The following is a 26728-nucleotide window of genomic DNA, read 5'->3' on the forward strand; positions in this document are numbered from 1 at the left end:
CAGCCCTCCCCCTTGCGGATACCTCATGTGACCGGCCTACTGCGCCAACCACAACGTGTCGACCCTCACGACATCACCCCAACAAGGTCAGTAGAGGCCGACCCTGGCTCGGGGGCGGACGGTCATCCGCAGGTTGCGCGGCCGTACGGTGAGCCGGGCGACCTGGCGGATGATCTGGCCCTCGGCGAGTTCCAGCTGTACGGAGCGCAGCATCGTCGCGAGTGCCGTGACCATCTCGGTGAGGGAGAAACGGTCCCCCATGCACTTGTGCTTGCCGTCCCCGAAGGGCACGAACGCGCCCGGCGGAGGCTCCTGAGCGGGGTCGGTCCACCGGTCCGGGTCGAAAGTGAGCGGGTCGGGGAAGCGCTCGGGGTCGCGGTGCAGGGCGTGCTGGCAGTAGGCCAGCTCGGTGCCGGCGGGCAGTGTCCACTCGCCGAGCCGGGTCTCCTCGGTGGTGCGGCGGGTGACCAGCCAGCCGGGGTGGTGCAGCCGCAGGGTCTCCGTGATCACCCGGTCCAGGTACGGCAGTCGGCTCATGTCGTCGAAGGTGACGGGCCGTTCGCCGAGGACCTCGTCCAGCTCTGCCAGGACCCGGGCCTCTATGGCGGGGTTGCGGGCGAGCTCGTACAGGGCCCAGGACAGCAAGGACGCGGTCGTCTCGGTGCCCGCCACGGCCAGGAGGAAGATCTCGGAGCAGATCTGATGTGCGGTCAGCGGCTCGCCGGTCTCCTCGTCGATGGTGCGCAGCAGCATGGAGAGCATGTCCCCGGTGTCGTGCCCGGAGGCATGCAGTTCGTCGACGGCGGTGCTGATGGTGGCGCGCACCGCGTCCCGGGCCTGGTCGAATCGGCGGTTGAAGGGCAGCGGCAGGCGCTCGGCCCAGTCGGGCAGCATCATGCGCAGACCGACACCACTCATCACCACCGACACGTTGCTGCGCAGCCGGCGGAAGACGGCGTCATCGAGGCTGCCGGCGAACACCGTCTTGGCGAGCATGTCGAGACTGAGCCCGACCATCGCCTCGTGTACGTCGAGGGGCTGCCCGCGCTCCCAGGCGGCGACGGTGGCCGTCACCTCGGCGCGCATGAGGTCGACGTACCGGCTGATCTCGGTGTGGGCGAACGCGGGCTGAAGCTGGCGGCGCCTGCGCACGTGGTCGCGGCCGGTGGCGGTGACGACGCTGTCGCCCAGCAGCTGGCCCAGCTTCTCGTAGAGCCGGCCCTTGTCGAGGCTGGGGGCCAGGGGTTTGAGCATCTGGTGGATCAGGGCCGGGTCCTGGACCACGATGGTGCGGGTCCCGGGTTGCAGGACGATCTCGACGAGTGGCTCCCGTGTCTCGCGCAGCGAGTCGATGAAGCCGAGGTTGTCGCGCATCTTCAGCGCGTGGCCGATGAGCGGAAACGATCCTGCGGCCCGGGGTATGGGGGGAGGCGCAGTGGACGTCACGAGTGATCCCTTCACGGCAGTCATGGCGCCCCATGACTGCCCTGAATCTTCCCCATTGCAATCCTGTCATGAACGTGTCCTGCGCCACGTGAGGCAAGCCGGTTGGCCACCTGCGGCGCCGGGTATCAGGACGGTCACCCCGGCGAACTGCTCTGCCACTTCATTCCTCATCGCCCGGCCGTGGCCGTCGGCGTCACGGCCGCGTCCTTCAAGGACACGTGCGCTCCCTGCTCACCAGCGCCCAGACCGTCCGCGACGCGCACCGGCCCCGCAAGCCTGCAGCAGTTGCTGGACCAATGACTCGAAGTTCCCTGTCACCCCTTCAACTGGCAGATCAGCGGCGGTCCTCGCGCCGGTCGCGAAGTACTATCCGTTGGCTGAACCACTGGGGACGTCTTAGCAGGTCAGTGACCCTTTGATGGGATCGTCGTTGGGCTGGCCGTGGAGTCATCGAGAGACCTGTCGGCCCTGTCCGTGCCTTTGGCCGGCGAGCTGGTAGCCACGAACGATCCGTGGGAGGCCTACCGGCTCGTCGATCCCCACCCCGAAGCCGGCCTCCACAGCCCAAGGGCCCGGCCATGACTGTCCGCCATAGTCAGGAGGAACAGGGAAGGAGCGAGCTGCGACAATCAGCACATGTCCAGCCAGGAGATCCGCTTCGACTGTCGACGCCATGTTGATCGTGGCGTGCTCGAAGTCGTCCCGTGCATCGACGGAACACCACTCACGGACTTGATCGACCAGTTCGAGACGGACGCTGGGATGCAACCAGCCGGAAACGCCTATGGGGGCCTTATCCCGCGGTTCTTCCGGTTCGGCCCGATGGAAGACCATTTCCACGGACGATCCTCTGGAGCAATGGGGCCCAAGACGCCGCTGCTCGGCTGTGAATGCGGTGAGTGGGGATGCTGGCCGCTGATGGCCGACATCACTGTGACTCCTGACCACGTGACCTGGGACTCCTTCGAACAGCCCCACCGCAAGACGCGCGATTACTCCGGGTTCGGTCCGTTCCATTTCGACCGCCACCAATACGAGGACGCCGTGAAGGCCCTGAGCACAGCAGTCAGCTCCGACGAGGCGTGAGTCCAACCCATCGGCTCAACACGGGAAGGAAGCAGTCGTGTTTGACCACGTGATCGGAGTACGCCCCGAGGAAGCCGCACGCTGGGCCGCACTTGTCGAGGAGTCCCGGCCAGTCCTTGAGAGCGGTGGAATGGAGGCTGTCCAGGCCCTCCTGGCCGAGCGCGGCATGAGCGTCATCCAGTCGATCGCAATCACCCGGGCACTACTGGGGAATGCGGAGACACCGCTCCGAGTCGCCATCGACATCGTGACCACGAGTAAGGCTCGGCAGTAAGTTCAGAGAATACGAGGTCTCGGTCCACATCTGTCCCGCCCACTGCGGCAACCGCAAGGGCGTGCCGGAGAAGGCCAATCACTCGGCGGCCCAGCCGTGGTGGCGCTCCGTCGCTGAGGGGCTGGGCGTCGAGCAGGCCCAGAGCGGGATCGACAAGCTCGCCGTACGGATGGACGAACGTCGTCGCACCCTCGACGGCACGAAGGCCACGGTTGGTGAACTGGCTGCTGCTGAGCCGCTGTTGGAGGTTCCCGCGTTGCCGTTCCCGGCTGAGCTGGTCGTCGAGCGGACGGTTACCGCGCAGGGCCTGGTGCCGTTCGACGGCAACTTCTCCTCGGTCCCTCCGGCTCTGCCCGGCGCCCGCGTGCTGGTCGGCATCGGCGGGCGGTCCGCAGGTCCGGACGGAGAGTCCGTGCGGCGAGGCCTCGCGGAGGGCAAGATCCGCCGGGGATCCACAGGGTGCCTGAAGCGATACGTCGCACGCGAAATCTACCTTTGATCTTGGCCAGTGCTCCGGCGTTCACGCTGGGGGTGAGGACCATCTCAAAATAGGTGTGACCCGTGCCGAAGCACGGGTCTGCACTGGGAGAAGACCCGCCTGTCAGGCAAGGTCGCGCAGGGCTTCGTCGTCCGGGCTGCCGGGCCGCGGGAAGTACACATACAGGACGTGCCCCTCGGGTCCGGTGAGCGCGAAGCTCTCAAAGTTGAGGCGGAGGATACCGACGGTATCGACGGCGAGCCGCTTCTCACCCGTCACACGCTCGTACACGTCGTGGGAGTCCCACAGGGCCCGAAATGTTTCGCTGCGCTCCCGCATGTGTGACACGAAGCCGTCGAGTTCTGTGCCGCGCGAGGCCGCGGCGGCGCGCAGACCCGCGACCGCTTGTAGGGCGATCTCCTCCCAGTCGGGGTAGACAGCCTGCGCACGCGGGTCGAGGAAGGTGAACTCGATCAGGTTGTGTCCCGGGCTCCATGCCGGGTTCACTCGGGCCGCCAGCGCGGTGCCGGCCAGTACGTCGCGGTTGGGGGCGACGACGAATGCGGGCAGGTCAGCCCAACGCTCCAGCAGATGGAGGACTCCTGGCCGCACTGTGTGGGCAGGCAGGGTGCCTTTGCCGACGGGGGTCGGTGACGGCATGGCCAGGGACCACAGGTAGGCACGCTCGGTGTCGTCCAGACGCAGGACACCGGCCAGTGCCTCAAGGATCTCGCGGGAGGGATTCCGGTCACGGCCCTGTTCGAGCCGGGCGTAGTAGGAAGGGCTGACCCCGGCCAGCAGCGCCAGCTCCTCCCGGCGCAGTCCCTTGACCCGCCGTCGTGTGTTGTCAACGACTCCCGCAGAGGCTGCGTCGATCTTTTCCCGGCGGCTGCGCAGGAAGGAACCGAGTTGGTTGTCGTCGCGGGCCATTCGGAAAGCTTATCGCCGCTCAGGGACCGGACCCCGGCTGCGCCGCAGCTGGAACTGACCCTGCGAGAGCCTGCCTCAAGGGGGCGTGGCACGACAGTCGGCTTGCTGTTGCCATGGAAGGCATGTCGAACCACACCAACGAACCGTCAGTATGGCTGATCACCGGCTGCTCCAGCGGTCTGGGCCGCGCCCTGGCCGAGCACGCTCTCGAGCGTGGTGACCGGGTGGCTGTCACCGCCCGCAACGCCGCCTCCGTGACAGATCTCGCCGCCAGGTACGGCGACCGTGCGCTGGCTCTGCGGCTGGACGTGACCGACCTCGAGTCGGTGAACGCGGCCGTCCGGACTTGCGAGGCAGAGTTCGGGCGCATCGACGTACTGGTCAACAACGCGGGTCACGGCTACCTGGCCGCCATCGAGGAGGGCGAGGACTCCGCGGTCCGTGCCCTGTACGACACCAACGTGCACGGCGTGGTGACTGTCCTCAAGGCCGTGCTGCCCGGCATGCGGGCCCGCCGCTCGGGGCGCATCGTCAACGTTTCCTCCTTCGGTGGACTGGCCGCCTTCGCCGCGACCGGCTACTACCACGCCACGAAGTTCGCACTCGAGGGCCTCTCGGAGTCGCTGGCGGCGGAACTCGCGCCGCTCGGCATCACGGTGACGATCGCCGAGCCCGGCGGCCTGCGCACCCAGTGGGCGGGGACGTCGATGCAGCAGTCACCGACGCGCCTGGACGACTACGAGCAGACCGCGGGCAAGCGCCGTCAGGCCACGCTGGACGTCTCCGGCCGCCAGCCCGGCGACCCGGCCCGGGCCGCCGCAGCCATCGCCGCGGTCGTGGACGCCGACGCACCGCCCCTGCGGCTGCTGCTCGGCTCCGACGCGCTCGCCGGAGCGCGCGCCCGCCTGGAACGCCTGCGAGGCGAGATCGACGCCAACGAGGCGCTGACCAAGAGCGCGGACCTGGAGAGGGTGTGAGCAGCCTGGGCGCGTTCGTCGTGATCGGTGCCGGGCCCGGGCTGGGTGCTGCGGCCGCCCGCCGATTCGGCCACGAGGGACATCCGGTCGGGCTGATCGCGCGCAGCGCCGAACACCTGGACATGATGGCCGCCGACCTGGCCTCCCAAGGCCTGACGACAGCGATCGAAGCCGCGGACGGCACCGGCGAGCAGGCGCTCGCCGCGGCCGTCGACGGACTGCGCGAGCGGCTGGGTCCCATCGAGGCGATGCTGTTCAGCCCGCGGCCGAGCCTTGAGTGGATCAAGCCCGTACTCGAGACCGCACCCGCCGACGCCGAAAATGCACTGGCACTGAGCGTCATCGCCACCATCGCGGCCGTTCGCGCGGTCCTGCCGGACTTACGTCACCACAAACGCGGCACGTTGCTGTTCACGACCGGTGGCGCCGCCGTCGAACCGCACCCCGACCGCGCGGTCTCGGGAATCGCCTACGCGGCCGAGTCGGCGTACGTCCGTATGCTGCACAACGCGCTCGCCGACGACGGTGTGTACGCCGCGCAGATGCCGTCGTCGGCCCCATCGGGCCCGGCGCCAGACCCGAACCGGACGACGTCGCCCGGCGATTGTGGCAGCTCCACACCACACGCGACCAACCGTTGCTCATCCTGCGCTGACACCACTCCCGGCAGAGCGCCGTAACCAACGTGATCCCCGACCACGTCAGCCCGCTCCACCTCGCCACCGTCCCGCGCGAGCGGGCAGCTGCCGCCGTGTTCGTGATCACTGCCGCCTTCACCTTCCTTGCCCTCCAGGCCATGGCCGCACCCATGCCCTGGGAGACCGGCAAGACCCCGCGGCCACCACTTTCACGGCCGGCGACAGCGGCAGCGTCACCGTGCTGAGCGGGCCCCTTGCTACCAGTAAGCGGCTGATCACGGTGGAGACCAGCTCCGCGCTCAGCTGCGGCGCTGTCGTGTGATCCACCTCGCCTGCCGCCGGAACGATCACTCGGCCGTGCGTCATCGTGCTGGAGATACGCAACCTGCTGCCAGGCGCCTTCCCGGCGCTGCTTTCCATGGACCCAGTGTCTTGGGCTTGAGCACGGGGGCAACGGCCTTCAGGCTTCGGGTGGACCTCGGCCGGCCGTCTCACGTCCGGTATCGCGCCAGCACCCGGTGCATTTCATCGATCACGGTCTGGGGTACGGGGCCGGCCTGGGCCAGGGTCAGCACGTGTTCTGCCACGGTGTACACGTCCAGGCCGAGGGTGCGGGCGAGGCGCGCCAAAACCCGTCTCGCATCCTCGAACGGTACGGATCCGAGTACGGCCAGCGCACCTTCAGCCATGTGGATGGTGGACTGCGCGGCCAGCGCACAACGGAGTTGGACGTGTTCTGCCTGGGGCAGCTCGGTTGCGGCAGCCGCCGCAAGCAGGTGGACGGAGCGGGACGGGCGGGGTGAAGGCATACGACCGCCTTGACGTGAGGCTGGGAACGGTCGCTTACCCCACGGTGGCGGATCAACGTCACGGTCAGCAACACGGTCACATCCCCTTCACACGGCGGCGGTCCAAGGCAAGACCGTCGCCACCCGGGAGAGGCACGGTCGGTCTGGGCCGCGGATGGCCGGCGTCGCACGACGGCCCGCATCGCTGTCGTGGCCGGTAGGCACGGTGGGGGCGGAGCGGGCCGGCGGTAGGGTGGCTGCACCGGTGATCGGGTGGATGATCGTGGTGGGTGATGGCGGTGGAGTGGCGGGAATTCGCCGAGGCGATGGCCCAGCTCGCCCGGAATCTGCTCGCGCAGGATTCGGTGCAGGGGACGCTGGACGAGATCACGTCCTCGGCGGTGCGGCTGGTGGAGGGCTGCGATGCGGCCGGGATCCTGGCGATCCGCAAGGGCCGGGCGGTCACGCTGTCCTCGTGTGGCGAGATGGTCGAGGCGTCCGACCGGCTGCAGGGCGAGCTGGCCGAGGGGCCGTGCTTCGACCTGGCCCGGCGCGCGAAGGGCGCGGACGGGGAGCGGGTGTTCCGCATCGCGGATCTCACCGGACCGCAGCCGACCTGGCCGCGGTTCGCCGCGGCGGCCCGTGATCTCGGCATCGGCAGTATGACCGGGGTGCTGCTCTACACACTTGACGAGGACTTCGGCGCGCTGAACCTGTACTCCCGCCGACCCGGCGCCTTCGGCAAGGACATCGAGACCGCCGGCTGGCTGCTGGCCTCGCACGCCGCCGTGGCCCTGGCCGACGCCCGCACCATCGACCAGCTCGAGGACGCCATGAAGACCCGGCACGCTATCGGCGAGGCGATGGGCATCCTCATGGAACGCCACAAGCTGAGCGAGGACGACGCCTTCGACGTGCTGCGCCGCATCTCCCAGCACCACAACATCAAGCTGCGCGACGTCGCCCAACGCGTCCGCGCCGACCGCGGCGAGAAGTGATCGCCCGGCAGCCGCTTCTTGGATGAGCCGACGGCAGACCGCACGCGGTCCTGGGGCTGCGCGCGGGGGCGGGCCACGGGCCGGGCAGGCGACGGGGGATGTGTACCTGCCTGACCCCGTGGGCGATGACCCGCACGGGGGAAGCGGGGCGCCGGGCCATTATCACTGGCGAACGGTTACAGCGCACCGTGTGCCGCAAAGGTCACAGGCGATGGCGACCAGGCGATGGCGGCCGATCTCACCGGGCGGGCGAGGGACGGTGTGCACGGGCGCCCGGGTACGGGCCGTGTAGGCGTCCGCTGCCCGGGTAGCCGCACAAACGGCTAATCGACCGGGAGTGGTCAACAGAAAGAGCTCCACATGGGCATCCCGCTTATGAAGCAGGCGGCAGACGAGCGGGGCAGGGACAAGCACGCCGCGCTGCGCTATGCCGCAGCGTGGGGTCCGAACGCCATCCGCGCCGTCCGGGCGCGCCGGGATGTGCGCACCGTGCTCACCCACGTCCCGTGCGGCGGCCGCCCACCGGTACCCGAAGCCCGGGTGATGGACGCTGAACTCGTCGTCAGCGAACTCATCACTAACGTCCTGCGCCACGCCCCCGGGCCCTGTGTACTGACGCTGCAGCTGACCGGCACCCACTTGGCGATCAGCCTGTTCGACACCTCCCCGGACACGCCGGTGGTCAAGCCCCCCGACAACCGCCGCATCGGCGGGCACGGCCTACACCTGGTGCATGCGGTGAGCGACCACGTCGTCGTCACCCCTTGCGGGGCAGGCAAAGAGATCACCGCTCACCTACGGCTCGCCCCGACCCGCGACGACACGTCAGGCACGACGGCATTGCCCACCTCGGTTTCGTGCCGGTCACGGCAGGCTTCGTGACAACGCTGCCCGCGGGAGCCACACCCTCATCCCAACAGAGGCGCGCCCAGCCTCGATCGGCGCCCCCTTCCTCCTGAGTCTGTTCGCGGCATCACCCGGCAGGGACAGCTTCCTCGCCCAGGAGGGCCGTGAGCAGTGCCCCGGGCGTCGATGTGTGGCACTCCTGCCAGCTGCATGCCACGTTGTTGTCCGTCAGGCCAACGCAACCAGGCTTCTTCGCCCTGTCGCATCGCGGCGGCGAGTCGTTCCGGCACACCGCGCAGGAGGCCGCCCCAATGCGAGCCTGTGGCGGGAGTCAGCTCACTCGGCTTGGCCTCGACGGCGGCCTGCTCGTCTCCCACTTGCAGCACGGTGAACAAGGAAGCGGCGGCCACACCTCAAGGCTGCGCTGCGACGGGTCGATGGGCGAGCAGTCCCGAACGTCGGACGCCACTGGCTTGGCATGACCGTTGCGTTTCCGTCCCTCCGTCGGACAGTCGACAAAGGCATGGCGGCTGCCGGGTGACCTCACTGCGCGCTTGCCCGCGCCCCAGCAGTCGCCCGCATGCACGCCACGGCCTCCCGCCCGGAAAGCCGGGCTCGACCAGCCACTCCGGCGCAGGTGGCCGTGCGCCGAGCGTCACTCGCACTCAGCCTGCTCCGATTTCACCCGCTCAGGCAGGGGCGATGGCGGCGGGAACATGCGGTCTTCCAGAGCGGGCAGCCCGAACAGCATGAGCAGCGGTACCAACACGATGAACAGAGCCATCACGATCACGACGCCTCCCCAGGAAGCCAGCGATCACGACTGTTGGCGAGTTGGCCAACTTCATCGTGCGCCCGAACGGGTGACGCCGCACATGGGCCCAGCCATGTGTAGACCAAACGGGTGAGCACCCCCGCTTTCGGACTACGCTTGGTCAGCTCGTGGTAGGGATGCCGAGCTCGGCGAGCAGGCCGCGCACACGCTGCTCGATCTCATCCCGGATCGGCCGTACGGCGTCGACGCCCTGGCCGGCGGGGTCGTCGAGTTGCCAGTCGAGGTATTGCTTGCCGGGGAAGACGGGGCATGCGTCGCCGCAGCCCATGGTGATCACCACGTCCGAGGACTGCACCGCCTCCGTGGTCAGGACCTTCGGGCTCTGGGCGGAGATGTCGATGCCGACCTCCTTCATCGCTTGCACGACGGCCGGGTTGACCGAGGCGGCGGGAGCGGAGCCCGCCGAGCGGACCTCGACCCGGTCCTCGGCGAGGTGGGTGAGGAAGGCGGCGCCCATCTGGGAGCGGCCGGCGTTGTGGACGCAGACGAACAGCACCGACGGGCGCGGGGCGGGAGTGCTCATGGTGGGTGTCTTTCTCGGGGGTGCGCGGTCAGGAAGTGGCGGGTTCGGGTTCGCTGTGCGGGACCTTGACCGAGCGACGGGTCGCATGGGTGCGCGGACCGTAGAGGGCGGTCAGGGCGGCGAGGCCGAGGGCTGCGCCGAGCAGCTGCGCGGCGATGAACGGGGCGACGGAGGCGGGCGCGATCCCGGCGAACGTGTCGGTGAAGGCCCGGCCGATGGTCACCGCCGGGTTCGCGAACGACGTGGAGGAGGTGAACCAGTAGGCGGCCCCGATGTAGGAGGCCACCGCGGCCGGGGCGAGCGAGGGCCGGTCGATCCGGGCCAGGCCGAAGACCAGCAGAATCAGTCCCGCCGTGGCGACGGCCTCGCCCAGCAGAAGGTGGCCGGCGGACCGGTCGTGGGTGGAGAACTTCACCAGCGGCTCGTCGAACATCGCGTCGGCCAGGGCCGCGCCGCCGATCGCGCCCGCGACCTGGGCGGGCACGTATGCCGCGACGTCCCGCAGGGCGAGGCCGCCCGCGGTGCGACGGCTGGTGAACCAGGCGACCAGGGTCACGGCGGGGTTGAAGTGCGCGCCTGAGATGGGCCCGAACAACAGGATGAGCACGCCCAGACCGAACACGGTGGCCAGGGAGTTGGCGAGCAGCTGCACGCCGACATCACGCGACAGCTCAGTGGCCTGGATGCCGGAGCCGACCACCACCGCCACCAGCAGCCCGGTCCCGATCGCCTCGGCGGCAACCCGGCGGCCGAGCGGCGCGCTCACGCCGCGACCCCGGCGGGCTGCGTGCCGGTCAGGAACGCGGCGAGTTTGTCCAGGACACCGGGCAGCACCCAGTAGTACACCCAAGTCCCGCGGCGTTCGCAGTCGATGAGCCCGGCCTGTCGCAGCAGCTTGAGGTGATGGGAGATCGTCGGCTGGGACAGGTCGAAGGCCGGTGTCAGCTCACACACGCAGACCTCCCCGCCTTCTCCTCGCGAGGCGATCATGGACATCAGCCGCAGCCGCACCGGGTCACCCAGTGCCTTGAACACCTTCGCCAGTTCCGCCGCCTGCCCCTCGTCCAGGGGCGCGGCGGACAGCCCCGGGCAGCAGGCGGCGTCCTGGCCGATCACCTCAAGCTCTTGTTTCGACATACCTCTATGTTGACGTTTTTCGATTCAAGGCGCAAGGTTGCATCAATGAACGTCAATACAAGCCGTTCCGGGCACCGCCATGCCCGTCATCCAGGAGTGAAGCCATGAGCGAGCAGACCACCACCGACCTGCGGGAAACCGTCCGCCAGCGGTACGCCGCCGCAGCCGTGAAGGTCACCGAGGGCTCCGCCGCCTGCTGCGGACCCGAGCCTGTCGAGGTCGACGAGAACTTCGGCTCCACCCTCTACGCCGCCGACGACCGCGACGCACTGCCGGCCGAGGCCGTCGCCGCCTCGCTCGGCTGCGGCAATCCGACTGCCGTCGCCGAACTGCGCGAAGGCGAGCGGGTGTTGGACCTCGGCTCCGGCGGCGGCATCGACGTCCTGCTGTCCGCCCGCCGCGTCGGGCCGACCGGCAAGGCGTACGGACTGGACATGACCGACGAGATGCTCGAACTCGCCCTCGCCAACGCCGAGAAGGCGGGCGCTGCGAACGTGGAATTCCTCAAGGGCACCATCGAGGCGATCCCGCTGCCCGCGAACACCATCGACGTGGTGATCTCCAACTGCGTGATCAACCTGTCCACCGACAAGCCGGCCGTGTTCGCCGAGACCTACCGTGTGCTGAGGCCCGGCGGCCGGATCGGCGTCTCCGACGTCGTCGCCGACGACGCCCTCACCTCCGGGCAGCGCGCCGAGCGCGGTGACTACGTCGGCTGCATCGCCGGTGCGCTGTCCTTCACCGAGTACCGCACGGGTCTGGAGGCCGCAGGGTTCACCGAGGTCGAGATCACCCCGACGCATCCGGTCGCTGACGGCATGCACTCCGCGATCGTCCGCGCCATCAAACCGCAGACGGTCACGTCCTCGTCGGCTTCCGGGCAGGCGGAGGGCGCATGCTGCGGGGTCAACGCCTGCTGCACCTCGGCCGAGAGCTCCCAGGACCCGGCCGTGACCGTGACCGAGGCCAAGACGGCCTCGGGATGCGGCTGCCAGAGCTGACCGGGCTTCTTGCCCGGAACGCGGGATGCCGGGGCCCTGAGAGGGAAGTCGCTGTGCCTGGTCCACCGGTACGACGGCTGATCACTCGGGCCACAGGAGTGAGGTGCCGTCTCGGCTGGCTGCCGCAGGCGTGCGGCCGTGCTCCTGGCGGATTCACGGCTGCCGCTGGGCGGCGACGAACTCGCCCGGCGAGTGCGCCGCCCTCGGCTGGAGGCGAGCAGCCCCGGTCCGCGGGCAAACCGGTCAGTCCGAAGACGGCTGCGGCTCGTGGGTGTGGGGCCCGGCGAGGGTGTCGGCGGCGGCCTGGGCGAAGTCGTGGATGAGGCGGGAGCGGCGGGCCGCCACCCACGCCAGGGCCACCTCGTTGGGGCCGATGTCCTCCACGCGCAGCGGGATCACGTCCGGCCGGGTGTAGAAGTTGGCGGTCGACAGCGGGAGCACGCAGACACCCGCTCCGGCGGCCACGAGTTCGAGTTTCTCCTCCACCTGGTGGATCACCGGGACCTCGGGGCGCCGCCCGCCCTGCAGTTCCAGTGCCACGTCGCGCCACTCGGGAACGGCCTGGGGATCCTGCAGGAGGTGCTCGGCAGCGAGTTCCTTGATGCTCACTGACGTCCTGCCGGCCAAGGAGTGACCCGTCGGCACCATGACGACGCGGGGCTCCCGGAAGAGCGGACGCATCTGCAGACCGTTGCGGTCAATGGGCAGGCGCACGATGCTGACGTCGGCCCGGCCGTCCAGCAGCACCTCCACCTGGTCGTCCCAAGTGGTGCGCAGCAGGCGCACGTTCACGTCCGGATGGTGCGCGGTGAAGGCGACCATGGCCGGGGTGACCGTGATGCCGGGCATGAAGCCGATGGTCAGCGACTGTGTGCCCTGGGCCGCCGATCTCACGCGCCTCATCAGAGCCTGGGCGGAGGCGAGCAGGGGGAGGGCGTCCTCCAGCAGCTGTTCTCCCGCCGGAGTGAGCAGCGTCCCGCGGCGGCCACGGTCGAACACCTCTGCTCCGAGATCCTCCTCGAGGCTGCGGATCTGCCGGGACAGCACCGGTTGGGCGATGTGCAGCTGCTCCGCGGCCCGCCCGAAATGGAGTTCCTTCGCCACGGCCACGAAATAGCGCAGCTTTCGCAGATCAAGATCCACCGGGAATCACCGCCTGCTTCGTCGCCACGGCGCACCTGGTCGGTCAGCCGTTGTGGACCATGGCCGTCGAGGACGTCCTCCGGCACGGCCATGGCAGTCGATCACCAATCTACCGGGCGGGCGTGGACCGCCGCAGACGCTGTCGGCCGGCGGTGCGCAGGCGTGCTCAGCCACGGGCGAGAACGGCCACAGGGTCGGTGTGGGCGGGCATCCAGCCCAGTTCCTTCCTGGCCCTGGCCGGAGAGAACTGCTGGTCCAGAGCGAAGGCGTCGGCGATCGGGCCCATCTGTTCGCGTGCCTGTTCCAGGCTGATCGACGCGACCTTGCCCTCGATGCCCGCGGCCCGGCTCAGTGCCAGGGCGCACTCCTTGGCGGTGGGGTTGACACCGCCGGCGCCGACGTACACCGACCCCGGCTTCGCCTTGAGTGCGGCGACGTACAGCTCGGCGATGTCGTCGATGTGCACCAGCGCCCAGCGGTTGGTGCCGTTGCCGATGTAGGGCATGGCGCCGGCCTCCTTGCCGGGGGTGGTGTAGAAGATGTCGATCAGTCGGTTCTCGCCGCCGTACAGCAGGCCGGGCTGTACCACGACGGGGCGGCCACCGCGCTGGGCGCGTTCAAGGACGGCGTCCTCCACGGGCTTGCGCCAGGCGACCAAGGACGGCGGGTTCCACGGGGCGCTCTCGTCCGCCACACCCTGGGTGTCGCCGTAGACCCAGGTTCCGCCCGTGTGCACGTAGGGGCCGCTGCCGATGCCGTCCTGCATGGCACCGGCCGCCTCCAGGTCCTCGGCACCGGTCTCGGCCTGTGCCAGGTGTACGACGGCCTCCGCGCGGGCAGCCGCGGCGTTCAGCATGCCGAGGTCCCCAAGCCCGCCCCGCACCGGTGTCGCGCCGAGGGTGCGGACGGTCTCGGCGGCGCGGTCGCTGCGGGCCAGGGCTTCCACGGTGTGTCCCTGCCGGATCAGTGCGCCGATGGTTGCCCTGCCGATGTATCCGGATCCGCCGGTGAGGAAAACCCTCATGGTCTTGGCTCCTGTCAGTGGCTCGATGTCCTGCCCCCACAGCCTCCGTCCGGCGACGGCACTCCGTCCAAGACCTCTTTCGGCGCCTCTGATACCCGTCAGGCATCACGCATGCGCCAGTGGCCGCAGGCACCCATGCTGATGCCCGTCGGGCATCAGCATGGGCAGAAGAGGTCTTGGACATCCGCCCTTGCATGGCCGGATGCTGACCACAGCGCTCTTCCCGAGATCCAGCACCGTGCAAAGACCATCGAAGCTCCCGGCAGGCCGGGGCAGCCACGTCGCCGCGGGCCATTTCACCAGTTCACGGGCCGCCTCGGCCGCGGGCGGCTGGTCAGGCCGCCTCGTAGGAGATACGGCACCTCGCCCACGGCTATGTGATGTCAGAAGCCGCCTGATCACTCGCCCAACGGTCCAGTACCTGCTCCAACTTGACCTGGACTTCCGGACGGCACCATTCGGCGGCAGTGCTGAACACGATGCCTCGCGTGCCTCGGGTCGCACGACGAACCCGGCCCCGAACGGGGCGTGTCGACAGTGTCACGTGAAGCGAGGGTGTGCATGGCATCGGCACGTCAGCATCGAGGTCCAGGGCCTCAGCTACGTGTTGGTGGTCTGTGTCTCGCATGCGGCTTCCTCCCTCGGTGTCCCGGGCAGCGGCGACAGGAGTCGCCCCGGCGGTCGGGAGTTGATGGCCAGCACGTGCTTGTCCGGCGGCACGTCAGTCTTGGATGAGGGCCAGTTGCTTCTGGATCTCGCGGGGGTTGGTGTCGCCTGCGGCCTTCTGCAGCAGCGGGGTGTGATCGAGGATGAAGTCCCGGACAGGCCGCAGTGGTGCCGGCGTGTGGTGGAAGACCTTGCCGAGAATCCATGCCTGCTGGACCTGCCGAGCGGTGTGAGGCTTGCGCGGGTCCTCGTAGCTTTGCAGCGCATTCTGTACGGCGGCGAGGTCGGTGAGGTTCACGCCGCGCAGGGCCCGGCCGAGGAAGTAGCCGTCTTCGATGGACATTCCGGTGCCGTAGGCGGCGTAGGGCGAGGTCGGGTGTGCTGCGTCGCCCACGAGGGTGGACCGTCCCTTGGACCACTGCTTCAGGCGGGGCCGGTCGCGCAGCACCCAGCGTTGGACGTTGTCCCGCTCTGTCTGTGCGATCAGCCCGGGCAGGGGCGCGGGGAACTCGGCAGCCAGCATGGTGGCTGCGGCCTTGAAGTCGGACGGCGCCGGGGCGTCGGGGTCGGTGGCGGTGAGCACCCACCACTGGAATCCGTCGCGGCCTTTGTGCCGGATCGTTGTCCAGCTTCCCTGCACCGTCCTGCTGTGCGTCAGAACACTCATGTTCGGTTCGGTGCCGGGAACGTCGGTGAAGGTGGAGCCGCCGAAGATGTGCAGTCGGTGTTCGCGCTTGGGTGTGTCCCCCCACAGCGTGCGTCGTACCAGTGAGTCGATGCCGTCGGCGCCGACCAGTACGTCGTGCTCCGCTGTGGCGCCGTCGGCGAAGTGCAGGGTGACCGTCTGTTCATTCTGCTCGATGTGTGTCACGTGCTGGTTGAACCGGAGGGTGTCCGGTGGGATGGCGGCGAGCATCCGCTCGTACAGTTCGGGTCGTAGCAGTCCGATGAACCCGCCGCCGTAGGCGCGCCTGGTCTCCGGGTCCTGCTTGACGTGCGCGCGCACGCCACGGAGGTTGCGGAACTCGGTGTCCGTGGGGGAGCCGAGGTCTTCGGTGTCCACTCCGAGTGCCCGGAGTGCCTTCAAGGGCGGCGGCCACAGGTTGAGGATGTTGCCGGGCTTGTCGCGGCCCATCCCTCTTCTTCGGAGGGAATCCGCGCCTTCAGGCGGGGAGGGAATCCGATCCTGAGTCCTGCGGCGGGGAGCGCCGGCAGCACCGCTCCAGAATGCTCTGCGACGGTAGCCGCGCTCAGTCCGGCCGCTTCTGGTTCTCGATGTAGTCCTTGACCATCTGGAGTGGCGCACCGCCGCAGCTTCCGGCGAAGTAGGAGCCGGACCAGAACCGGCCGTGCATGATCGCCTGGTTCACTCGGCCGGTGAACTCCTGCCGCAACCGGCGCGAGGAGACTCCTTTGAGGGAGTTGACCAGGTTCGACAGGGCAACCTTCGGCGGGTAGTGCACCAGCAGGTGCACGTGGTCTCCTTCGCCGTTGAACTCGATCAGGTCGGCCTCGAAGTCCGCGCAGACTTTTCGCATGATCTCTTCGCAGCGCGTCAGCATCTCGTCGTTGAAGACGGTCCGCCGGTACTTGGTGACAAACACCAAGTGTGCGTGCAGGTTGTAGACGACGTGACGGCCGCGCCGTACATCGGGGTTTGGTCCCCAGCGTGGTGACATGGACCAATGATAGAATCTCGGTCGGCCCAAACGGAGGGGGTGGGCTGAATGATCCGTGCGTACAAGTTCCTCATGCGGCCCACCGTCCGTCAGGACCAGGCCCTGTCCGAGATGCTGCGGGATCACTGCTGCCTCTACAACGGCGCGTTGCAGGAACGCCGCGACGCCTACCGGCACGTGTCGAAGACGAGCGTCATGTACGCCATGCAGTCCGCGCAGCTCAAGGACATCCGGGCCCTCGACCCGGAACGTCAGGGCCGCTGGTCCTTCTCCAGCCAGCAGGCCACCTTGCGGCGGCTCGACAAGGCGTTCGCCGCGTTCTTCCGCCGCCTCAAGGCCGGCGAGGCGCCCGGATACCCGCGGTTTCGGGGTGTGAACTGGTTCGACACGGTGGACTTCCCCAAGGACGGGGACGGCTGCCGCTGGGACAGCACACCGCACACCCCGGTCACCCGCGTCCGCTTCCAGGGCGTCGGGCACGTCAAGGTCAACCAGCACCGGCCGGTGGCGGGCAAGGTCAAGACCGTCAGCGTCAAGCGCGAGGGCCGTAAGTGGTTCGTCGTGCTGACAGTGGAGCAGACACAGCCCGACCCGCTGCCCGCAACCGGCAGTGTCGTCGGCATCGACGTGGGTAGCGCGAACTTCCTCGCCGACTCGAACGGCTCCTTCGCTCCCAACCCGCGGTATGGACGAAAGGCCTCCGCGAAGCTCGAAGCCGCGCAACAGGCCCTGTCCCGATACCCGCGACGCAAGGCCACGGACCGTACGGCCAACCATCAGCGTGCCGTGGAGAAGGTCGCCAAGCTGCATGGCAAGGTGCGACGCCAGCGGCTTGACCACGCGCACAAAACCGCCCTCACGCTGGTCCGTGAGCATGATGTCATTGCGCACGAAGACCTCAAGATCCGCAACATGAGCAAGGCCCCCGCGCCGAAGCCCGACCCCGACAACCGGGGTGCGTTCCTGCCCAACGGGGCCGCCGCGAAGGCCGGGCTCAACCGCTCGATCGCTGATGCCGGATGGGGGGTGTTCCTCGCAATCCTCCACGCCAAGGCTGAAAGCGCCGGACGGGAAGTGATCGCCGTGGACCCCCGCAACACCTCCCGGCGGTGCCCCGAATGCGGGCACACCGCCCAGGAGAACCGGCCCACACAGGAGAAGTTCCACTGCGTTTCGTGTGGCCACAGCGCGCACGCGGACACAGTGGGAGCAATCAACGTTCTACGGGCCGGGCTGGTCCGTCGCGAAGCTCAACCCGCCTAGCGAGAAGCCACCCCGTTTACGGGGTGGAGGAGTCACGAGCCGCCCTACTACGCGTCGTCGTCTTCACCTCCCTCCGTACCGAGGCGGACGGCGGATACGGCGAGACCGCCCGGCGCATGGGCGAGCTGGTGGAGGAGGTTCCCGGGTTCCTCGGCGAGGACTCCGCCCGCACGCCCGGCGGGCTCTCCGCCACCGTCGCATACTTCCGGGATCTGGCCGGGATCGAGGAATGGAGCAACCACACCGAGCACCGGGCTGCCAAGGCGTACGGGCGGGAGCATTGGTACGAGCGGTACTCCCTGCACATCGCCAAGGTCGAGCACAGCCACGGCTTCGAGAGGGGCGGCGCGTGACCGAAGGGACCGGCAACCGACCCCTGGCCCGAGGGCAGAAACTGTGCGGGCGTGGCCCGGTGACCAACTCGAGCTTGTCATACCTCGTGGCCACGGCACGCGCGGCGTGGGGGTTGAAGGCGCTGGCATGCGGCGTATCAGGCGCCGGAGTGTTGACCGACTCGTTTGTACGGCGAGCGTGTGGGCCAGGCGGGCGCCGGCACGACCGGCCGGCATCACCGTCAGCTGCTGCAGGACCGTTTGCAGTCCAGTACTGCGTCGTCCGTGGCGGAAGGTCCTGCCCGTCGACGTGCTCAGCGAACGTCGCCTGCGCGCAGGTGCGTTCGCGGCAGCGGAACCGCCGGGCCTGTAGCTCGATCACGACTGGACGCCCCGCCGACCGCGGTGTGGGCGAGTCGGCGTACATACCGGCTGTGCACCCGAGGCGAAAGTGTTGCGCAGGCGGGAAACGTTGCGCAGACGGGAAACGCAGCGGTCATGTCCCGCTGGGTGGTGTAGTCACGGCAGCTGTTTGGATTCCGGTTGTGGGGTGATCTGCGGCTCGGCCGGGGTTGGCTGAGTGGTGAAGAGTTCGGCCATGGAGGCTTCGGAGAGGTAGCGCCGGTCGAAGACCTGCCATTCGTCGTGGAGTTCGGCCAGGACAGCGGCGGCCAGCCGGTCCAGGGCGGCGGGATTGGGGAAGACCTGGACGACGTCGGCCCGCCGTTTGATCTCTCGGTTCAGCCGCTCCAGCGGGTTGGTCGACCAGATCTTCTTCCAGTGCGCCGGCGGGAAGTCGGCGAACGCGGTGATGTCCGGTGCGGCGTCCAGGAGCATCTTCTTGACCTGCGGGAACTGTCGTCCGAGCATGTCGGCTACCACGTTCAGCTGGGTGCGAACGGCCACGGAGGTAGTCTGCGCGAAGATGGTGCGGATGGTGGCCGCCACCATCTCCCCGGAACCCTTTTCGATCACCGCAAAGACGTCCCGGACGAAGTGAACACGGCAGCGTTGCCAGGCCGCGCCGAGGAAGACCGTGCGGATCGCGGCCACCAGCCCGCTGTGGCTGTCGGAGATGACCAGCTGGACATGCTCCAAGCCACGGGCCCGAAGCGAGCGCAGGAACTTCGTCCAGAACGGCTTCGACTCGCTGTCGCCGACCATCACACCGAGGATCTCGCGGTGCCCGGTGGCGGAGATGCCGGTCGCGATGACCACGGCCTGGGAGGCGATCCGGTGATTCACGCGGGCCTTGCAGTAGGTGGCGTCCAGGAAGACGTAAGGGAAGACGGTGTGATCCAGCGGCCGTTCCTTGAACGCCACGAGTTCTTCGTCGAGTTCGCTGCAGATCCGGGAGACCTCGGACTTCGAGATCCCGCTGTCCGCACCGAGCGCCTTGACCAGGTCATCGACCGAGCGGGTGGAGACCCCTTGCACGTAGGCCTCCATCACCACGGCGAACAACGCCCGGTCGATCCGCCGACGCCGCTCCAGCAGTGAGGGGAAGAACGATCCGGTCCGCACCTTGGGAATCTTCAGGTCCAGGTCGCCGGCCTGCGTGGTCAGCAGTCGTTCGCGGTGTCCGTTGCGCCAGGTCGTGCGCGTTTGGGAGTGCTCGCCCGGGGCGGCGCCGATCACGTCGGTGGCCTCGGCCTCGATGAGCTCCTGCAGGATGCGCTCGCACACCACCCTGATTGCTTCAACTCCATCGGCCCGACGTAGTGACTCCAGCAGCCGCATCAGCTCAGACTGGGACAAGGCCATCGCGTGCTCCTCCGGTTGAACTGGCCGTTCACCAGGGAGACTTGCGCGGTGGCCTGCCCTTGTTCAGGGAGCATTCACGGTCAGCGGATGCACGCCCCGGGCAGACACCCGCGCGTTCCGGGAGCCCGCCGGGCTACACCACTTCAAGGGACGCCATCAACGCAGCCCGCTCAGCTGAAATTGAACGGACCTTGCGGGTTGTACGGGAAGGTGCGATCCCGCCCTGGATGAGTCCCGCGAGGCGATGGACGAGTGACCGAACACCCGTCGGCGGCCCGCGATATGACCGGATGCTTCGAAGCCTGACAGTGTCCCGTTGCACGTCGAACTGTTGCTTGTTCTACGGCAGTTACGCGGCAGGGCTTCTTCGCTGACGTTCACCGTTGAGTTGGCATCCGCCGGGGGAGTGGTGGCACAACCCGTGCCCTGTGAGCTGCCTCACCCACTGCTGTCTGCCTACGCACCGAACTGCCTGGCCAGCGCCGGCTTTTCGCACTCTGGGCCGGTGCGATGGCCGGATACGTCACTGATCTGTCATTGCAGCCAGTCCGTGGGTCGATACAGGCTGTGATCGTGTTTGAGCGACGTGTTGTGGTGGTGGTGTACGCGGACGCAATGGCGCTGGACATCACCGGACCCATCGAAGTGTTCGAGACCGCCAACCGGTTTCTCGCCCCGGGGGGAGCCCCCTACCGGATCGACTTCGTGTCCGCCGAAGCACCACTGGTGCGGATGAGTTCCGGAATGATGGTGGGGGCCGCCCCGCTGGACGCGGGGGAGGGGCCGATCGACACGCTCCTCGTGCCGGGCGGGTGGGGCCTCAGCAGTGCGCTCCAGGAAACGGCGTTGGTCTCCTGGATCCGTCAGGCAGCGGCCCGGTCCCGCAGAGTTGCCTCCGTATGCGGCGGTTCCTTTCTGCTCGCCGAGGCCGGCCTCCTCGATGGCAGACGCGCGACCACGCACTGGGCGTACAGCGACGCGCTGGCCCACCGCTATCCGGACGTGACGGTGGACGCCGAGCCGATCTTCGTGTGGGACGGCCCCTTTGTGACCTCCGCGGGTGTGTCGACGGGGATCGACATGGCGCTGGCTCTGGTGGAGGCCGATCACGGTGCGACGCTCGCGCTGCAGACGGCACGGTATCTGGTGCTGTTCCTCAAGCGGCACGGAGGACAGGCGCAGTTCAGCGCCGTCCTCGACGCCCAGTTGGCCGACCATCCACCGATCCGGGCTGCGCAGGAGTGGATTTTGGAGAATCTGCACAATCCCTTACCGGTTGCCGAGATCGCCAGGCGAGCCAACATGAGCCTGCGTCACTTCGCCCGCGTTTTCAGGCGTGAGGCGGGCACGACCCCCGGCCAGTACATCGAGCGGACGCGTATAGCCCGCGCCCGCGAACTGCTGGAAACCACCGATCTGACGATCTGCCAGGTAGCGCGCCGCTGCGGATTCGGCGCCACCGAGACCTTCTTCCGCTCCTTCGGGCGAACCCTCGGACTCACCCCGAAGGAATACCGGCACCGCTTTCAGCTCATCTCGCCCTCCGGCTTCATCGACCCGCACCACGAGACGGACAGGAGCCCCGTATGACCATGACGACCGCGCACTTGCCGGAGGCAGGAAGGGTACGCCTGGTCGACTACCTGGCGGGGGAGCTCGCCCGGGTCGGCGCCACCCACGTGTTCGGGGTCGGCGGCGCGAACATCGAGGACCTGTACGACGCACTTCACCGCACCGGTACCGTCCGCGGCGTCGTCGCCAAACACGAGTTCTCCGCCGTCACGATGGCTGACGGATGCGCCCGTACCACCGGGCGCATCGGCGTCGTTGCCGCCACCTCGGGCGGTGGTGCCTTGAATCTCCTGCCTGGCCTGGCCGAGGCGTACGCCTCCCGGGTACCCGTGCTGGCCCTGGTGGGTCAGCCGCCGACCGGCCAGGAGGGCCACGGGGCGTTCCAGGACACCAGCGGCAAGGCGGGGTCCTTCGACGCCCGGGAGGTCTTCGCACCCGTCTCCCGGTTCTGCGCGCGGGTCGATGATGCGGACTCGCTCACGGAGTTGCTGCCCCGGGCGGTGGCGGCGGCACAGACCCATCCGCGAGGGCCGGCGGTCCTGCTGCTGCCCAAGGACGTGCAGCAGACACGGATCCAGTTGCCCGGCCGTGGCGCGGCACAGACGCCGAGCATGCCGACGTCGGAGCCGACGGCATCGACGGTGCTCCCCGACGCGGTGGCCGTCACCGCCGTGGCGGACACCCTTCGCCGGGCCGACCGCGTCCTCGTCATCGCCGGTGAAGGCGTCGCCGCCGCGGACGCGCGTGCGGAGGTAGCCGAACTGGCCCGGCGCTTGGGCGCGTGGGTCGCGGTCACCCCCGACGCCAAGGACGTCTTCGACAACAGCGATTCCCGATTCGCAGGTGTGGCCGGCGTGATGGGCCATGCCAACGTCGAAGACTGTCTGCGGCGGGCGGATGTGTGCCTGTTGGTCGGTACCCGGCTGCCGGTCCTGGCACGCGGGGGCCTTGAACGGGCCCTGGCCGCCACCGAGGTCGTATGCCTGGATCCCGAACCACCGTTCGTGCCGGGTACCGCACTGATCGGACACCTGCCGGACACGCTGCGTGCGGTGACCGGCCGGCTCCCGCCACGCTCACGCGCCTGCCCTCAGCACGCCGGCCCGCTTCCCGCGCTCGTGCCGAGCCCGGATGCTCAGGCCCGAGGCCGAACCATCCCCTACGCCCAGGCGGTCGCCGCGGTGGAGGCGGCACTGCCGCACGATGCGCACGTCTTCGTGGACGCCGGCAACGCGGGGGCCAGTGCGGTCCATCTGCTCCCGGCACCGCGCCACGGCCGCTTCGTGCTGGCGGTCGGCATGGGAGGCATGGGTTACACCTTCGGTGCCGCAATCGGCGCCGCGCTCGCCACCGGCCGACGCACCTATGTACTTGCCGGGGACGGGGCCTTCTTCATGCACGGGATGGAAGTGCACACGGCCGTGGAGTACGCCGCACCCGTGACCTTCGTCGTCTTCAACAACAACGCCCACGCCATGTGCGCGGTGCGTGAGGAGTATCTCCAGGGCGGCGTCCGCGGCGACGACCTCTTCTCCCGGACCGACCTCGCCGCCGGCATGGCCGCGGCCTTCCCGTCCCTGGAGGTCACAGGAGCCGACGACGCTGCGCACCTGCGCCGTGCTCTGCTGCGCAGCAACGCGGGCGACGGCCCGGCGTTCGTCGCGCTGGACTGCGACCCGGGTGAGATCCCTCCGTTCCGCCCCTTCCAGTCCTTCCTCGAAGCCACCGAAGCCACCGACAGCAAGGAGAGCTCCTATGAGCGAGGCGTCGTCCACGTTGGCTGACATCCCCGGTCTGATGCGGATCGAGAACCCCGGCAAGGAGGAGTTGACCGCCCACTGCATGGAACTCACCCATGCCGTCTACCCCCACCACCAGATCTACGGGCAGTACTGCACCATCCACGAGTACGTCGACTGCCCCCCGGAGCAGGTCTACGACTACCTGCGCCAGGGCCACCACCTGGAGGAGTGGACGTGCAGCCTGCGGGACTTCGCGCCTGCCGATACACCGGGGCTGTGGGTCGGATACGACCGGCTTGAGGACGACACCAGGATCTACTGCAAGGTGGTCGCCCACCCCGAGGCCATGACCGTCGACTACCACTGCTCCTGGGACCAGGGCGAAAAGCTGTGGATGATCTACCTGATGCGCGTCGTGCCGGCTCGCCTGGTGCTCGACAGGCCGGGATCGGTGATCACCTGGACCAACTGCCGACACCCGTACTACGACGACAACCCGAGTCCTGACCTGGCTCCTTGCCCGGACCGCCCCTGGGTGGGCGACTTCTGGGACCTCTTCTACGCGGGGCACACCGTGGAGATGAACAACCTGAAGGCGATCCTGGAACACCGCCACCGCAATGGTCTGCCGGTCAGCGTGGCTCCGGTGAGGGCGGTGGCGCAGTGACCACGGTCAGCCTCACCGACGTCTCAAGCTACCTGCCCGGCGAGCCGGTCCCCGCGGATTTCTACACCGAGTATCCCGGAGCCGAGGACAAGCTGCGCAGCCACCCCATGTTCAAGGTCCCGCCGATGCGGCACCACGTGGCAGCGGACGAGACCAACGCGGACATGATCGAACGGGCCGTGCAGCCCCTGATCGAACGGCATGGAAGGGACGAGATCCGAGGTGTGGACGTGCTGTTGGTGCACAGCCAGCTGCCGGACCTGCCTTTCGTGGGCGCCGGCACCGAGGTGGCACGTAGGCTGGGCCTGAACCCGGAGTGGCTCATCGACGTGGCCAACGCGGGCTGCGCGTCCTTCGTGTACATGGTGAAGCTGGCGCGGCAGATCCTGAGCACCACCGACGCGAAGACCGCGCTGATCTGCAATGCGCAGAGCGCCGCGGGACAGTGCTTCACACAGTCCGAGGTACGCCGGCTCGCCCAGGCCGCCATCCCGGGCGATGGCTGCGGCGTGGGCTATGTGACGACGTCGGCCGACAGCCCGGTGCTCGACGTGGAGACCCGGCATATCGGCGAGTACGCCGGGGACATGACCGTCGCGGTCGACGACGGCCGCAAGTACTGGGAGCCGGGCGAGTCCCAGCTGCGCATCGGCTTCACCGACTCCAGCGTCGCCAAGGTCCTGGCACGCGGCAATCGCCTCGTCCCGGAGGTGGTCACTGACCTGTGTCGGCGGCTCGGCGTGACGACCACCGACATCGACGTCCTCATCACCAACCAGCCCAACCGCACCTTCCTGCGGAACTGGCGAGAAGCGCTGCAATTACCCGCCGAACGGCATCTGAACACCTTCGACGAGTACGGCAATCTCTTCGGAGCGGCGATCCCGATCACCCTGGACCGCGCGATCCGGTCACACCAGGTCACGGACGGTGACCTGGTGGTTCTCGGGGGATTCGCCCATGCAGGCGACTTCGCCGGTGCCGGTGCCGTGCGTTGGCGCGGCGGGCGGGCTGACGGATGAACATGCCCGTGCTGCACCGACTGGCCCTGAACGAGAGCCCGTACCCCCCTCTGCCCTCGGTCCGCAAGGCGATGCAACATGCCGTTGCACAGGCCCACCGGTACCCGCAGTTCTATCCCGACGACCTCACCGAACGGATCGCCGCATGGTGCCAGGTGAGTCCTGAGCGCGTCGTGGTCGGCAGCGGATCGGTGGGAGTGGCCCTTCAGTTGCTGCAGGCTGTGGTCGAGCCTGGCGACACAATGGCCTTCGCCTGGCGCAGCTTTGACGCGTATCCCCTGCTGGGCGCCATGGTCGGTGCTCAAACCGTCCCCGTACCCCTGACGCCCGACGGATGCCAGGATCTGGATGCCCTGCTGGCGGCGCTCGACCACCGCACCCGCGTCGTGGTGCTGTGCAATCCGCACAACCCCACCGGGACCCTGGTCGCCGCCGACGCACTGTCGGCGTTCTTGCGTCAGGTTCCCCGGCACGTCACCGTCCTCCTCGACGAGGCGTATGTGGAGTTCGCCCGTGACGCCGATCTGCCGGATGCCCCGACCCTCTTGGGCCACCACCCCAACCTGCTGGTCCTGCGCACCTTCTCCAAGGCGTACGGCCTGGCCGCCCTGCGGGTCGGCTACGGACTCGGCGCCCCCGACCTGGTGGCACGCATCCGCCGGCAACAACTGCCCTTCGGGATCAACGCGGTGGCGACGGCGGCCGTGCAGGCATCGCTTCGCGCCACCGACGAACTGCGCCGACGCGTGGACACCGTCATCGCCGAACGCAACCGGCTCCACCACCAACTCGTCCAGCGCGGCTGGCACATACGCCCGGGCCACGCCAACTCCCTCTGGCTCGCCGCCCCCGATCCGGTCGACGAGGCTGCCGCGGCACTCACCGCTGCCCAAGTCCAGGCGCGCCACTACCCCGGCGAGGGACTGCGGCTCACCGTGGGCAGCCGGGAGGCCAACGACGCCGTGCTCGCGGCGTTGGCGGGAGTGGCCGGCATGAAGCGTGAGGCAGGCGTGCATCGAAGCCACCACAGAACGAAGCGGTGGGCGCGTACCACCGGCGGCCGGTGAACGGCAGGACGGGGGCAGGCCTAAACCCATGAGCAGCAGGATGGGGGGCAGCATGGCCGAGCCGGATGCCAGGGCGGGAATCGGCATAGTCGGCGGCACCAAGGCGGGGGTCCCGTGCTGGTGGCGGCATCACTGCAGTGTGATGTCCTCGCCGATTGACCGTGCGCGGGCGGAGGCGAGGAGTGGCCGGCCGTGTCCCTTGATCAGATATCGTGCGCGGCCATGGGTGAACTGATAGTGATCAGGCATGGCCAGACTGAGTGGAGCCTGTCGGGCCGGCACGCTGGCCGTACCGACGTTCCGCTGACTGACGCGGGTGAGGCCGCGGCGAAGGGGCTCGCCCCGAGGTTGGCACGACGCCATCTGATGGCGGTTTTCAGCAGCCCGCTGAGCCGCGCCATGCGGACGGCCGAGCTGGCGGGCCTGGTCGGCGTCCGGCCCGATCCCGATCTGTTGGAGTGGGACTACGGCGGCTACGAGGGCCTGACCTCGGCGCAGATCCAGGAGATGAAGCCGGGTTGGGACCTGTGGCGGGACGGCGTCATTCCCGGCGACGACGACCATCCTGGCGAGCAGCTCCAGCAGGTGGCAGCGCGCACGGACGCGGTGCTGGACCGGATCCGGCCGCTGCTGGAGGACGGCGATGTCGCCGTCGTCGCGCATGGTCATCTGGCCCGCGTGCTCGCGGTGCGTTGGCTCGGCCTCGACGCCTCCGCCGGCCGACTGCTCGGCCATCCTCATCCAGGCACGCTCAGCTTCCTGGCCACCGAGGACGGGCAGCCGTTCATCGCCGCCTGGAACGTCCCGTAGCGGCGGTGTCGCTGCCTCAG

At 68.7% G+C, this 26728-nt stretch carries 29 protein-coding genes; 17 read left to right on the top strand and 12 right to left on the bottom strand.

From position 1 onward, the window contains the following. Positions 1 to 87: 87 nt before the first annotated feature. Complete coding sequence (locus tag ACFY1E_RS46910) at positions 88 to 1446, bottom strand: cytochrome P450 (RefSeq protein ID WP_389088499.1); 1359 nt, start codon at positions 1444 to 1446, stop codon at positions 88 to 90. A 636-nt stretch (positions 1447 to 2082) separates the two neighbouring features. Here ACFY1E_RS46910 and ACFY1E_RS46915 point away from each other — a divergent pair. The 3 genes from ACFY1E_RS46915 (at position 2083) to ACFY1E_RS46925 (ending at position 3305) form a co-directional block, all read left to right on the top strand. Further along, entirely contained in the window at positions 2083 to 2532 is a 450-nt protein-coding gene (locus ACFY1E_RS46915) for a hypothetical protein (protein ID WP_389088501.1), read from the top strand. Positions 2533 to 2569: 37 nt separating this feature from the next. Further along, entirely contained in the window at positions 2570 to 2806 is a 237-nt protein-coding gene (locus ACFY1E_RS46920; RefSeq protein ID WP_389088504.1) for a hypothetical protein, read from the top strand. A gap of 61 nt (positions 2807 to 2867) precedes the next feature. Further along, entirely contained in the window at positions 2868 to 3305 is a 438-nt protein-coding gene (locus tag ACFY1E_RS46925) for a hypothetical protein (RefSeq protein ID WP_389088507.1), read from the top strand. A 102-nt stretch (positions 3306 to 3407) separates the two neighbouring features. Here the strand turns inward: ACFY1E_RS46925 and ACFY1E_RS46930 are convergent, their stop codons facing one another. After that, positions 3408 to 4214, bottom strand: a complete 807-nt coding sequence (locus ACFY1E_RS46930; protein WP_389088509.1) for a helix-turn-helix domain-containing protein — start codon at positions 4212 to 4214, stop codon at positions 3408 to 3410. A 122-nt stretch (positions 4215 to 4336) separates the two neighbouring features. On the opposite strand from ACFY1E_RS46930, the gene ACFY1E_RS46935 reads away from it, so the two are divergent. The 3 genes from ACFY1E_RS46935 to ACFY1E_RS46945 are packed head-to-tail and all read left to right on the top strand — an operon-like array spanning position 4337 to position 6074. After that, positions 4337 to 5191: an oxidoreductase gene (locus tag ACFY1E_RS46935; protein WP_389088512.1), complete on the top strand. Its 855-nt coding sequence runs from the start codon at positions 4337 to 4339 to the stop codon at positions 5189 to 5191. Next, entirely contained in the window at positions 5188 to 5871 is a 684-nt protein-coding gene (locus ACFY1E_RS46940) for an SDR family NAD(P)-dependent oxidoreductase (RefSeq protein WP_389088515.1), read from the top strand. Before ACFY1E_RS46935 ends, ACFY1E_RS46940 begins: the two co-directional genes overlap by 4 nt. 5 nt (positions 5872 to 5876) lie before the next feature. Continuing rightward, complete coding sequence (locus ACFY1E_RS46945) at positions 5877 to 6074, top strand: hypothetical protein (protein ID WP_389088518.1); 198 nt, start codon at positions 5877 to 5879, stop codon at positions 6072 to 6074. A gap of 246 nt (positions 6075 to 6320) precedes the next feature. Here the strand turns inward: ACFY1E_RS46945 and ACFY1E_RS46950 are convergent, their stop codons facing one another. Continuing rightward, positions 6321 to 6638, bottom strand: a complete 318-nt coding sequence (locus ACFY1E_RS46950) for a hypothetical protein (protein WP_389088520.1) — start codon at positions 6636 to 6638, stop codon at positions 6321 to 6323. A 272-nt stretch (positions 6639 to 6910) separates the two neighbouring features. Between ACFY1E_RS46950 and ACFY1E_RS46955 the strand changes: the two genes are divergently transcribed. Continuing rightward, entirely contained in the window at positions 6911 to 7615 is a 705-nt protein-coding gene (locus tag ACFY1E_RS46955) for a GAF and ANTAR domain-containing protein (protein WP_389088523.1), read from the top strand. 375 nt (positions 7616 to 7990) lie between these two features. Continuing rightward, positions 7991 to 8497 carry an ATP-binding protein gene (locus ACFY1E_RS46960; RefSeq protein ID WP_389088525.1) on the top strand — a complete coding sequence of 169 codons (507 nt, stop codon included), beginning with the start codon at positions 7991 to 7993 and terminating at the stop codon, positions 8495 to 8497. Positions 8498 to 9116: 619 nt separating this feature from the next. Here the strand turns inward: ACFY1E_RS46960 and ACFY1E_RS46965 are convergent. From ACFY1E_RS46965 to ACFY1E_RS46980, 4 genes are all read right to left on the bottom strand, one after another. Continuing rightward, entirely contained in the window at positions 9117 to 9254 is a 138-nt protein-coding gene (locus ACFY1E_RS46965) for a hypothetical protein (protein ID WP_389088528.1), read from the bottom strand. Positions 9255 to 9396: 142 nt separating this feature from the next. After that, positions 9397 to 9819: an arsenate reductase ArsC gene (locus ACFY1E_RS46970; protein ID WP_389088530.1), complete on the bottom strand. Its 423-nt coding sequence runs from the start codon at positions 9817 to 9819 to the stop codon at positions 9397 to 9399. A gap of 28 nt (positions 9820 to 9847) precedes the next feature. Then, positions 9848 to 10585 (bottom strand): aquaporin, encoded by a 738-nt coding sequence (locus ACFY1E_RS46975; protein WP_389088533.1) that lies wholly within the window; start codon positions 10583 to 10585, stop codon positions 9848 to 9850. Then, on the bottom strand, positions 10582 to 10956 hold the full coding sequence (locus tag ACFY1E_RS46980) for an ArsR/SmtB family transcription factor (protein ID WP_389088535.1): 375 nt from the start codon (positions 10954 to 10956) through the stop codon (positions 10582 to 10584). The genes ACFY1E_RS46975 and ACFY1E_RS46980 overlap by 4 nt, the downstream gene beginning before the upstream one ends. A gap of 104 nt (positions 10957 to 11060) precedes the next feature. Between ACFY1E_RS46980 and arsM the strand changes: the two genes are divergently transcribed. Further along, on the top strand, positions 11061 to 11957 hold the full coding sequence (arsM, locus tag ACFY1E_RS46985; protein WP_389088538.1) for an arsenite methyltransferase: 897 nt from the start codon (positions 11061 to 11063) through the stop codon (positions 11955 to 11957). 243 nt (positions 11958 to 12200) lie between these two features. On the opposite strand, the gene ACFY1E_RS46990 is transcribed toward arsM, so the two are convergent. From ACFY1E_RS46990 to tnpA, 4 genes are all read right to left on the bottom strand, one after another. Further along, positions 12201 to 13100 (bottom strand): LysR family transcriptional regulator, encoded by a 900-nt coding sequence (locus tag ACFY1E_RS46990; RefSeq protein ID WP_389088541.1) that lies wholly within the window; start codon positions 13098 to 13100, stop codon positions 12201 to 12203. A gap of 166 nt (positions 13101 to 13266) precedes the next feature. Continuing rightward, entirely contained in the window at positions 13267 to 14124 is an 858-nt protein-coding gene (locus ACFY1E_RS46995) for an NAD-dependent epimerase/dehydratase family protein (RefSeq protein WP_389088544.1), read from the bottom strand. A 721-nt stretch (positions 14125 to 14845) separates the two neighbouring features. Then, complete coding sequence (locus tag ACFY1E_RS47000) at positions 14846 to 15925, bottom strand: FAD-dependent oxidoreductase (protein WP_389088547.1); 1080 nt, start codon at positions 15923 to 15925, stop codon at positions 14846 to 14848. A gap of 115 nt (positions 15926 to 16040) precedes the next feature. Further along, the gene (gene tnpA / locus ACFY1E_RS47005) at positions 16041 to 16469 is read right to left on the bottom strand and encodes an IS200/IS605 family transposase (RefSeq protein WP_389088549.1); all 429 of its coding nucleotides are present in this window, start codon (positions 16467 to 16469) and stop codon (positions 16041 to 16043) included. Positions 16470 to 16517: 48 nt separating this feature from the next. Between tnpA and ACFY1E_RS47010 the strand changes: the two genes are divergently transcribed. Then, a complete protein-coding gene (locus ACFY1E_RS47010; protein WP_389088551.1) occupies positions 16518 to 17732 on the top strand; it encodes an RNA-guided endonuclease InsQ/TnpB family protein in 1215 nt (404 codons plus the stop codon). A gap of 23 nt (positions 17733 to 17755) precedes the next feature. Then, positions 17756 to 18085: an antibiotic biosynthesis monooxygenase family protein gene (locus ACFY1E_RS47015; protein ID WP_389088553.1), complete on the top strand. Its 330-nt coding sequence runs from the start codon at positions 17756 to 17758 to the stop codon at positions 18083 to 18085. Between the two features lie 498 nt (positions 18086 to 18583). On the opposite strand, the gene ACFY1E_RS47020 is transcribed toward ACFY1E_RS47015, so the two are convergent. Next, positions 18584 to 19828 (bottom strand): IS256 family transposase, encoded by a 1245-nt coding sequence (locus ACFY1E_RS47020; RefSeq protein WP_389088556.1) that lies wholly within the window; start codon positions 19826 to 19828, stop codon positions 18584 to 18586. 510 nt (positions 19829 to 20338) lie between these two features. Between ACFY1E_RS47020 and ACFY1E_RS47025 the strand changes: the two genes are divergently transcribed. The 6 genes from ACFY1E_RS47025 to ACFY1E_RS47050 all read left to right on the top strand — a co-directional run bounded on the left by ACFY1E_RS47025 (position 20339) and on the right by ACFY1E_RS47050 (position 26708). Further along, on the top strand, positions 20339 to 21418 hold the full coding sequence (locus ACFY1E_RS47025; protein ID WP_389088558.1) for a GlxA family transcriptional regulator: 1080 nt from the start codon (positions 20339 to 20341) through the stop codon (positions 21416 to 21418). Next, entirely contained in the window at positions 21415 to 23184 is a 1770-nt protein-coding gene (locus tag ACFY1E_RS47030) for a thiamine pyrophosphate-binding protein (RefSeq protein WP_389088560.1), read from the top strand. The genes ACFY1E_RS47025 and ACFY1E_RS47030 overlap by 4 nt, the downstream gene beginning before the upstream one ends. Further along, positions 23156 to 23809 carry an SRPBCC family protein gene (locus ACFY1E_RS47035; protein ID WP_389088563.1) on the top strand — a complete coding sequence of 218 codons (654 nt, stop codon included), beginning with the start codon at positions 23156 to 23158 and terminating at the stop codon, positions 23807 to 23809. Before ACFY1E_RS47030 ends, ACFY1E_RS47035 begins: the two co-directional genes overlap by 29 nt. Further along, the gene (locus tag ACFY1E_RS47040) at positions 23806 to 24831 is read left to right on the top strand and encodes a 3-oxoacyl-ACP synthase III family protein (protein ID WP_389088565.1); all 1026 of its coding nucleotides are present in this window, start codon (positions 23806 to 23808) and stop codon (positions 24829 to 24831) included. Before ACFY1E_RS47035 ends, ACFY1E_RS47040 begins: the two co-directional genes overlap by 4 nt. 2 nt (positions 24832 to 24833) lie before the next feature. Further along, positions 24834 to 25898, top strand: a complete 1065-nt coding sequence (locus ACFY1E_RS47045) for a histidinol-phosphate transaminase (protein WP_389088567.1) — start codon at positions 24834 to 24836, stop codon at positions 25896 to 25898. Between the two features lie 222 nt (positions 25899 to 26120). Beyond that, the gene (locus tag ACFY1E_RS47050; protein ID WP_389088569.1) at positions 26121 to 26708 is read left to right on the top strand and encodes a histidine phosphatase family protein; all 588 of its coding nucleotides are present in this window, start codon (positions 26121 to 26123) and stop codon (positions 26706 to 26708) included. Positions 26709 to 26728 lie beyond the last annotated feature (20 nt).

This window comes from Streptomyces sp. NPDC001604 (assembly GCF_042893475.1).
Lineage (GTDB): Bacteria > Actinomycetota > Actinomycetes > Streptomycetales > Streptomycetaceae > Streptomyces.